The sequence below is a fragment of the Pseudoflavonifractor sp. SW1122 genome (genome assembly GCF_012027765.1).
Lineage (GTDB): Bacteria > Bacillota > Clostridia > Oscillospirales > Oscillospiraceae > Enterenecus > Enterenecus faecium.
This window is the reverse complement of record NZ_SJOS01000034.1, coordinates 18,638-27,914: the sequence shown is the minus strand read 5'-3', so window position 1 is coordinate 27,914 and position 9,277 is coordinate 18,638. Positions and strand designations below refer to the sequence as shown.

Annotated in this window: 5 protein-coding genes and 1 pseudogene; all 6 read right to left on the bottom strand. The window is 63.3% G+C overall.

The genetic code is table 11. The features are described from left to right. Positions 1–837, bottom strand: a pseudogene (locus E0L15_RS08620) (YfcC family protein); the annotation flags it as partial. A gap of 658 nt (positions 838–1,495) precedes the next feature. Continuing rightward, complete coding sequence (arcC, locus tag E0L15_RS08615; RefSeq protein WP_168125271.1) at positions 1,496–2,443, bottom strand: carbamate kinase; 948 nt, start codon at positions 2,441–2,443, stop codon at positions 1,496–1,498. Continuing rightward, positions 2,440–3,432: an ornithine carbamoyltransferase gene (argF, locus tag E0L15_RS08610; protein WP_087370083.1), complete on the bottom strand. Its 993-nt coding sequence runs from the start codon at positions 3,430–3,432 to the stop codon at positions 2,440–2,442. The genes arcC and argF overlap by 4 nt, the downstream gene beginning before the upstream one ends. A gap of 26 nt (positions 3,433–3,458) precedes the next feature. Next, a complete protein-coding gene (gene arcA, locus E0L15_RS08605) occupies positions 3,459–4,679 on the bottom strand; it encodes an arginine deiminase (RefSeq protein ID WP_168125270.1) in 1,221 nt (406 codons plus the stop codon). 132 nt (positions 4,680–4,811) lie between these two features. Beyond that, entirely contained in the window at positions 4,812–7,727 is a 2,916-nt protein-coding gene (locus tag E0L15_RS08600; protein WP_168125269.1) for a CAP domain-containing protein, read from the bottom strand. Positions 7,728–7,893: 166 nt separating this feature from the next. Further along, on the bottom strand, positions 7,894–9,015 hold the full coding sequence (gene prfB / locus E0L15_RS08595; RefSeq protein WP_087392364.1) for a peptide chain release factor 2: 1,122 nt from the start codon (positions 9,013–9,015) through the stop codon (positions 7,894–7,896). Positions 9,016–9,277: the final 262 nt, after the last annotated feature.

Below are 9,277 nucleotides of genomic sequence, written 5' to 3'. Positions count from 1 at the left end.
CAGGGTGGGCAGGGGCAGCCCCATGTCGTCAAAGGGAATGACGGCGTAGATCATCACCAGGAAGGTGAGGGCGAAGAGGGCCAGGGCCAGAGACTGCACCCAGGTCAGCTTGGCCCCGTCCGAACCCTGGGCGGCAAAGCGGGCGGTGTAATCCGCCCGATGGCTGGCCATGAGGGAGGTCTCCGGGTGGGCCTTGACCCGGGCGGCGTAGCGCATGACGAAGTAAATGGACGCCGCCAGCATCACCACCAGCATGATGACCCGCAGCAACATCCCGGTGCCCAGGGACACCCCGGCAAAGCCTGCGGCGATGCCGGTGGCGAAGGGGTTGACGGTGGAGGCCAGGGTGCCCACCCCGGCCCCCACCAAAATTACCGCCACAGCGGTGATGGGGTCGTACCCGGCGGAGATGAAAATGGGCAGCACCAGAGGGTAAAAGGCGATGGTCTCTTCCGCCATGCCGAAGGTGGTGCCCCCCAGGGCGAACACCAGCATCAAAATGGGGATGAGCAGGGTCTCCTTGCCCCGGAGCTTGGCCACCAGGGCGGAGATGCCCCGGTCAATGGCCCCGGTTTTGCCCACAACCCCCAGAAAACCACCCACCATGAGGATAAAGGCGGCGATGTCGATGGCCTCGTACAGCCCCTCCAGGGGGGCGGTGAACACCGAGGTGATGGGCTGGCCCTGTTGGGGAATCTGCTCATAGGTGCCCGACACCGGTTCCCCCTCCGCTCCCGTCTGGTAGCGTCCGGCGGGGATGACCCAGGTGAGAATGGTCATCACCAGCAGCAGGGAGAGGAGAATGGTGTAGGCGGTGGGCATGCGAAAGGATTTCATAGTGTACCTCCTTACGGAGAAATGAATACAGGCTTGCCAGCCTGGTGGGGACGCTACCCGCTGGGGGTGACTTTTGTTCGGGCAAAAGTCACCAAAACCCGCCCAGGGCGTTCCCCCCTAGGTACCCCCCTGGGGTACTGGGCTGAAACTGCGTCAAGTCTAGGTTCGGCCCGTCATCCTTGCTGTGGGTCCTGGCTCTGCTATGATACCAGGCTACCCTGGGCAGCTGGCCCTATGGCTGGGTGCGTTCCATATCCGGGCCTACCCTGGCCAAGCGGCGTTCCCGCCGCCGGGAACCTGGTCTCCGGCAACTGGGAACAGTTGCATACCAGGGTAAGGCTCTGGGGGTAGAAGTGCTCTCTGTCAGAGAAGCAGGCACCTTCTGTAGAATGTCCACGCCATCTATGTGACATGAACTAGGCCAAGGGCCGAACAGAGAAGAGCGCAGGCGCACCCCCCGTACCGCGGGGTGGATTCCACAAGGCGGGGGAAGGCCCCGCCTTTGGCGATTCTTTCCCCGATTTCTCATCGGGGAGAAATCGGGCCCAGCGGAGCGTCCCCGGCGGGGACGGTGGTTTACACCACAGAAATCGGAGAAGAACAGGCCCTCTCGGTCAGCTTTTGGGCAGATGACCCCTTCATGCAAGGGGGCCATTTGTCAGGCCGTCACCCGGGTGCCGCACTTGCCCGCCAGGGCCTCCAGCCCCCGGTCCAGGCTGGTGATGATGGCGGTCCGGCCCCGGGCGGAGCGGGCAAACTGAATGGCCGCCTTCACCTTGGGCAGCATGGAGCCCTCCCCAAAGTGTCCCTGGTGGGCGTACTGCTCCAGGGTCTCCGCCTTCACCTCGCCCAGGTCCTCCTGTTGAGGGGTGCCGAAGTGGAGGGCCACAGCGGGCACCTCGGTGAGAATCATCAGCACGTCCGCCTCCATCTCAATGCCCAGACGGCAGGCGGCCAAATCCTTGTCGATGACGGCGGCCACCCCTTCCAGGTGTCCGTCCGCCCCCTCCACCACCGGCACGCCTCCGCCGCCGCAGGCGATGGTGATGGTGGTGTTCCACAGCCTTTTCATGGTTCCAATCTCCACAATGCGCTGCGGGCTTGGAGAGGGGACCACCCGGCGGTATCCCCGCTGGCCGTCTTGGCGCATGTGATAGCCCCGCTCCCGGGTGAGGGCCTCCGCCTGGGCCTGGGTGTAAAAGGGCCCGATGGGCTTGGTGGGATGGGAAAAGGCGGGGTCCTGGGGGTCCACCACCACCTGGGTCACCACCGTCACAACTGGGATGTTCTTACCCTGGGCCCGCAGGGCGGCGGTGAGGGTCTGCTGGATGTGGTAGCCGATATACCCCTGGCTCATGGCCCCGCACACGTCAAAGGGCATGGGGGGCGTCACGTCACGGGCGGTCTCGCTGGCCAGGAGGATGCGCCCCACCTGGGGGCCGTTTCCGTGGACGATGGCCAGCTCATACCCGGATACCGACAGCTGGGACAGCTGCTGGGCGGTGCGCTGGAGCACCTGGTGTTGAGACTGGGCGGTGGGGGGGAGCTGTTTGTCCTCCAGGGCGTTGCCCCCCAGGGCCACCACCACTTTGGTGGCCCCCCTCATAGGGTTGCCACCAGAATGGCACGGATGGCGTGCATCCGGTTTTCCGCCTCGTCAAACACCACCGAGTGACGAGAGCGGAACACCTCGTCGGTGACCTCCCGGATGTCCACTCCCTTGTCCATCCACTCTTTGGCCAGTTTGGTGTCGAAGTTGTGGAAGGAGGGCAGGCAGTGCATGAAGATCACCTCGGGATTCCCCGTGGCGGCCAGCATGGTGTGGTCGATGCGGTAGGGGGTGAGAAGCTTGGCCCGCTGGGGGATCAGCTCTTCCTCGCCCATGGAGGCCCAGATATCCGAGTAGAGCACGTCTGCCCCCTTCAACGCGTTGGGGTCGCAGGTGAGGGTGATGTTGGCCCCGGAGATGGCCCCCTCCTGCTTGCAGGCCTCCAAAATGGTCTTGTCCGCCCCGTCAATGAGCTCCTGGGGCCCGTAGCCCACAAAGTCCACCCCCATCTTGCAGCAGCCGAACATCCAGGCATAGCACATGTTGTTGCGCACGTCCCCTACAAACACCACTTTGCAGTCCTTGAGGGGCTTGCTCAAGTGCTCCTCCATGGTCATCATGTCCGCAATGATCTGGGTGGGGTGGTCCAGGTCGGTCAGGCCGTTGTACACGGGCACCCCGGAGTATTTGGCCAGGGTCTCCACGTTGGCCTGGTCGTAGCCCCGGTACTCGATGCCGTCAAAGAAGCGGCCCAGCACCTTGGCGGTGTCCTCCATGGACTCCTTTTTCCCCATCTGGGAGGAGCCGGGGTCCAGGTAGGTCACCCGGCCTCCCTCCTCGGCCATGGCCACTTCAAAGGAGCAGCGGGTGCGGGTGGAGGTCTTTTCAAAGAGCAGCACGATGTGCTTGCCTTTGAGGGCCTCCCCGTGGAGTCCCATCTGCCGCTTGGCCTTCAGGGAATGGCCCAGGTCCAGCAGGTAGCGGATCTCCTGGGCGGAGAGGTCCATGAGGGTGAGGAAGGATTTGCCTTTTAGATTGACTGCCATGGTTGTGATCTCCTTTGCAACATAGATTAGATGGAACCCCGTACCAGGGGCATGGTCATACACCGGGGGCCGCCCCGGCCCCGGGACAGCTCACTGCTGGGAATGGTGAGCACCTCAATGCCCGCCTCCTCCATGACCCGGTTGGTGACGTGGTTGCGGGAGTAGGCCACCACCCGGCCGGGGGCCAGACAGAAGGTGTTGGAGCCGTCGTTCCACTGCTCCCGGGCGGCGTCAATCACCGAGTTGCCGCCGCACTTGAGGAGGGTGACGGAGTCCAGGTTCAAATGCTCTTTCAGGATGTTTTCCAGGCTGTCCTCCTCCTCGGTGATGGACAGGTGGGCCCCCTCCTCCAGTTCCAGCACGAACAGGCGCAGGTGGGAGGAGATGCCCGGGTGCATGGTGAATTTGTCCCGGTCCACCATGGTAAACACCGTGTCCAGGTGCATGAAGGCCCGGTTTTTGGGGATGTCAAAGGCCAGCACCTTGGTAAAGCCCACCTGGGGGGAGAGAAGCCGCTTGGCCAGCTGCTCAATGGCCCAGGGCTGGGTGCGCTGGGAGATGCCAATGGCCACCACCTGGGGGGAGAGCACCAGGATGTCGCCCCCCTCAATGGAGGCGGGGGCGGCCCGGTCGTAGTACACCGGGGTGCCCTTGTACTGGGGGTGGTAGGCGAAGATATACTGGGCGAAGAGGGTCTCCCGCCGCCGGGTGACGGTGTGCATTCGGTGGATGGTTACCCCGTTGCCCATGGCGGCGAAGGGGTCCCGGGTAAAGTACAGGTTGGGGATGGGGTCCAGGACAAAGGGATAGTCGTCTTCCAGGTAGTCGGTGAGGTTTTTCCGGCCATATCCGTGGACCTGGGCCTTGCGCAGCCCTGCCATCATGGCGGACACCATGTTGTGGGTGGACATGGACAGAAAGTGGTCGGCGATCATGGCGGTGCGCTTGTCCCCCCGCACCCCCGCCTCTCCGATATACTCCAGCACAAACTGCTCCTTCACCGCTCCGTCGGTGAGGGACTCGCTGACCAGGTCGGTGAGGTACACCACCTCCACGCCGTTGTCCCGCAGCAGCCCACAGAAGGCGTCGTGCTCCTCCTGGGCGATTTTCAGATAGGGGATGTCGTCGAAGAGCAGGCGCTCCAGATACTCCGGCATCAGGTTTTCCAGCTCGCCCCCGGGGCGGTGGAGCAGCACCCGCTTCAAGGGCCCGATCTCGCTTTTAATTTCAATGGCCGATTGCGCCATCCAATCCCTCCTTTGGGTTTCACTTGCATGGATAGGGTTTCCCATGGGAGAAAAAGTATGCAAAAAAATCCTGTGGCCCTCTTTTGAGGGCCACAGGAAATGATCAGGGGAATATGGGGAGATGCGGAACGATTAGCGGCGGCGGCGACGGACAGCCACTGCGCCGACTCCAGCCAGGGCCAGCACGCACACCGCCAGGATACCCACATACACAGTCAGGTGGCTGTGGTCGCCGGTGGACGGGACAGTGCTGCCGGCCTGGGGCTGGGTGCTGGGCTGGGTGCTGGGCTGGGTGCTGGGCTCAGTGCCAGGCTCAGTGCCAGGCTCAGTGCCAGGCTCAGTGCCAGTGGCGGGAATGGTCTCCGTGGCACCCAGGGCGCCGCACACGGTGCATTCCTGGTGACGGCTGCCTGCCTGGGTGGCAGTGGGCTCCTGGTCCACCACCCACTCATAGGAGTGGCCAGTGGCGGGGATGGTCTGGACATCGGTGACGGCATCGCACCGAGAGCAGTGGATGGACTTGCTGCCGTCCTGGGTGCAGGTGGGAGCCTGATCCACGGTGTAATCATCCTCCCAGGCGTGACCGGTGGCGGGAATCACCTCGTCCCGGGTCTCGCCGCAGACGGTGCAGGTATAGCGCATGGTGCCGCTTTCCGTGCAGGTGGCGGGGGTGAAGACGGTGCCCTGGTCCCAGGTGTGACCAGTGGCGGGGATGGTCTGGACATCGGTGACGGCATCGCACTGAGAGCAGTGGATGGACTTGCTGCCGTCCTGAGTGCAGGTGGGAGCCTGATCCACGGTGTAATCATCCTCCCAGGCGTGACCGGTGGCGGGGATCACCTCATCCCGGGTCTCGCCGCAGACGGTGCAGGTGTAGCGCATGGTGCCGTTTTCTGTGCAGGTGGCAGGGGTGAGGACAGTGCCCTGGTCCCAGGTGTGACCAGTGGCGGGAATCACCTCATCCCGGGTCTCGCCGCAGACGGTGCAGGTGTAGCGCATGGTGCCGCTTTCCGTGCAGGTGGCGGGGGTGAAGACGGTGCCCTGGTCCCAGGTGTGGCCAGTGGCGGGAATCACCTCGTCCCGGGTCTCGCCGCAGACGGTGCAGGTGTAGCGCATGGTGCCGCTTTCCGTGCAGGTGGCGGGGGTGATGACAGTGCCCTGGTCCCAGGTGTGGCCAGTGGCGGGGATGGTCTGGACATCGGTGACGGCATCGCACCGGGAGCAGTGGATGGACTTGCTGCCGTCCTGAGTGCAGGTGGGAGCCTGATCCACGGTGTAATCATCCTCCCAGGCGTGACCGGTGGCGGGAATCACCTCGTCCCGGGTCTCGCCGCAGACGGTGCAGGTGTAGCGCATGGTGCCGTTTTCTGTGCAGGTGGCGGGGGTGAGGACAGTGCCCTGGTCCCAGGTGTGACCAGTGGCGGGAATCACCTCATCCCGGGTCTCGCCGCAGACGGTGCAGGTGTAGCGCATGGTGCCGCTTTCCGTGCAGGTGGCGGGGGTGATGACAGTGCCCTGGTCCCAGGTGTGGCCGGTGGCGGGGATGGTCTGGACATCGGTGACGGCATCGCACCGGGAGCAGTGGATGGACTTGCTGCCGTCCTGGGTGCAGGTGGGAGCCTGATCCACGGTGTAGTCATCCTCCCAGGCGTGGCCGGTGGGATCGACGCCCCGGGTCTCGGTATAGCCGCAGACGGAGCAGGAGCGCTGCTCACTGCCGCTCTGGGTGCAGGTGGGAGAGGTGACGGTGGTCCAGGGGCCAAAGGTGTGGCCGGTGGCGGGGATGGCTTCGGTATAGCTGTCGCCGCACATGGAACAGGTATAGGTGCGCACACCATCCACGGTGCAAGTGGGCTCAGTGGTGACAGAGGCCACATAGTCGTGGGGCAGCATAGGCACCTCAGTCTGGGCCACGATCACCGTGTTGCACACGGAGCAGTGACTGCCTTCCGTGAGGCCGGTGTGGGTGCAGGTGGGGGCAACGGCAGGATCGATGACAACGGTGTGCCCGGTGGCGGGGATGGCCTCGGTCCTGGTCTCTCCACACAGCTGGCAGGTGTAGGTGCGCACGCCATCCTGGGTGCAGGTGGGCTCAGTGGTGACTACACCGTCATCCCACTGGTGCTGACAGGGGGCCTGGGTGACGGTGACCGAGCAGGTGACGGTCTGGCCCGCCACGGTGGCGGAGAGGGTGGCGCTGCCCGCCCCCAGGGCGGTGAGCTTGTCGCCCTCCACCTTCACCACATCGCTGCCTGCCGTCACAGTCCAGTTGGGCTCCAGCGTCACATGGATGTCAGGGGTGTGTGCCCAGGTGTCATTGGTCTCCAAGGTGGCGGACACGGTGGGCAGATCTGCCTGAGCGCCTACCTTCAGGGACAGGGGGGAGATGGCGTCCAGGGTGACGCTGCGGATGGAGTCGGACGCCACCCGGATGTCCACGGTGGCATCGGCGGCGGGGGTGGTCTCAGTGGTGTTGGGGTTTGCCAGGGTGCCAAACTCCTGAACCCAGAAATGCACCCCGCCGTATACCACATGGGCAATGCCGATGGAGGCCATGTCCTGGGAGAGCATATTGCGGCGGTGACCCTGGCCGGAATAGTCCTCGTTGTCCTCCCGCCAGCCCTCAAAGACATCTTGGGCGGAGGTGTAGCCGATGGCAATGTTCTCCGATGCGCTGTGGTAATAGACGCCAAACTCCCGGAATGCGGAATACCAGCTAGTACCGTCCGGGCGGATGTGACCATACGCCACCACGATTTCCGCGGCCCGCTGCATGGCTATTTTCTCCAGGTTGTAGTCGTAGACGAAGTCCTGGAGCTTACCGGATACATCGGTTTTGGTGGAATTGTCCTGGTTCCAGTACCAGGCATCGTCGCTGGCACGGAAGTCGTTGATCAGTGTCAGCATGTCCCGGGCGTCGGTCTGGGAATAGGTGACATCCAATTGGACGTTGATGTCGGTGCCGGCGGCAGAGACGGGGGCGGCGCAGGTGAGCACAAACACGGCGCTCAGCGCCAGAGCAAGACATCGGCGAATCAGCTTTTTCATGGTTGATACCCTCCTAACAGTTCGATTGTGGTACTATTGTAGTCCTCATGTCAGGAACAGTCAACCATATAAGACAATATTTACAAAGAAGTTCCCCTGGCCTAGAGGGAAGAAATCGCCTGTCCCGGAGGCGAGGAGCACCCGGGACAGGCGATGTGTGTGGGAATTATTTGGTGGCCCAGTTGCCGGTGGCGGAGGCGGTGAGGTAGGCGTTGATGAAGCCGTCCAGGTCGCCGTCCATCACGGCATTGATGTTGGAGGTCTCGTAGGCGGTGCGGTTGTCCTTCACCAGCTGGTAGGGCATAAACACGTAGGAACGAATCTGGCTGCCCCACTCGATTTTCAGCTGCACGCCCTTGATGTCGGAGATCTTGTCCAGGTGCTCCTGCTCCTTGATTTGGATGAGCTTGGAGCGCAGCATCTTCATACAGGTTTCCCGGTTTTGCAGCTGGCTTCGCTCGGTCTGGCAGGCCACCACCAGGCCGGAGGGCTTGTGAATCAGTCGCACGGCGGAGGAGGTCTTGTTGACGTGCTGGCCGCCGGCGCCGGAGGCGCGGTAGACCTGCATCTCAATGTCCTCGGGGCGGATCTCCACTTCCACGCTGTCGTCGATCTCGGGGGTCACCTCCACGGCGGCGAAGGAGGTCTGACGGCGGGCGTTGGCGTCAAAGGGGGAGACACGCACCAGGCGGTGCACGCCGTGCTCGCTTTTCAGGTAGCCGTAGGCGTTCTCGCCGTCAATGCGGATGGTGGCGGACTTGATGCCCGCCTCGTCGCCGTCCTGGTAGTCCAGAATGGAGTAGGTAAAGCCGTGGCGCTCGGCCCAGCGGGTGTACATGCGGTAGAGCATCTGGGCCCAGTCCTGGGCCTCGGTGCCGCCGGCGCCGGCCTGGAGGGAGACAATGGCGGGGGAGGGGTCGTACTCGCCGGACAGGAGGGTGGCCAGACGGGCCTCCTCCATGTTGCGGATGAGGCCCTCGAAGCCCTCTTCCACCTCGGGCACCAGGGATTCGTCCTCCTCCTCGTTGCCCATCTCACACATGACCATCAGGTCGTCCCAGGTGGACAGACGCTTGGCCTGGGCGTTGATCTTGCCCTCCAGCTGGCTGATGCGCTGCTGGATCTTCCGGGCCTTCTCCACGTTGTCCCAGAACCCGTCGGAGGCGGACTCCGCCTGGAGCATATCCAGCTCCCGCTCAGCGGCCTCCAGGTCCAGGGCCTGCCCCAGCTCTTCCAGCTCGGGCTTGAGGTTGTTGAGTTTTACCTTGTATTCGTCAAATTGCAGCATTCTCGTTCATCCTTTAACCGGCCCATGGCCATAATATATCTCATATATTATATAGAAAGGCCCCTGGGTTGTAAAGGGGGGAGATTCCCGTCAAAAAGATGATTTTTCACCGTCAACGCTGGCTGACAATTGGCCCGGCCTGGCCCATAAAGATCAGGTCGTCCACGTCCTGGGCGGGGGTGTCGGATTTCGGGGGTGTGGTTTGCAACAACATGGTCAATCGCTCCGTTTCTGTCAATGTCTGTGGAGGAGGGGCGGGCAA